General features: G+C 72.0%; 1 pseudogene. It reads right to left on the reverse strand.

The features are described 5' to 3' along the window. Window positions 1–532, reverse strand: a pseudogene (locus tag BST40_RS30515) (PE family protein); the annotation flags it as partial.

The following is a 532-nucleotide window of genomic DNA, read 5'->3' on the forward strand; positions in this document are numbered from 1 at the left end:
TTTCGCCACCGTGGGTGTCGGTGCTGCTGGCATGAGCGCTACCACCTTGGCCACCAGTGCCACCCGCCCAGCCGGGACCACCGATGCCCCCGGTTCCGCCGTCCGTACCGCTGGCCCTGGCATCTGTGGGGTTGGTGACGCTCACAGATGTGCCGGCAGTTCCACCGGACGCCGCAGCGCCATTGGTGCTGGGATTAGCTCCGTTCATCCCGGTTGCACCCGCTCCGCCATGCCCGCCATTGCCGCCGTTACCCCAGAGGCCGGCGTAGCCGCCGTCGCCTCCGCGCCCGGCATTGCCGCCGTCGATGCCAGCAGCGGCCGCGCCGCCCGCCCCGCCGTCACCACCGTTACCGACTAGCAGAGCGTTACCGCCGGCGCCTCCCGCGCCGCCAGCTCCGCCGGCGCCTCCCGCTCCGCCGTTACCCAGCAGAAGTGCGGCACCACCGGCACCACCAACAGCGCCGGATCCGCCGCCGCCACCGTCCCCGCCGTTGCCATAAATCAGACCGCCGTTGCCGCCATTTCCCCCCAC

Source organism: Mycobacterium persicum (genome assembly GCF_002086675.1).
Taxonomy (GTDB): domain Bacteria; phylum Actinomycetota; class Actinomycetes; order Mycobacteriales; family Mycobacteriaceae; genus Mycobacterium; species Mycobacterium persicum.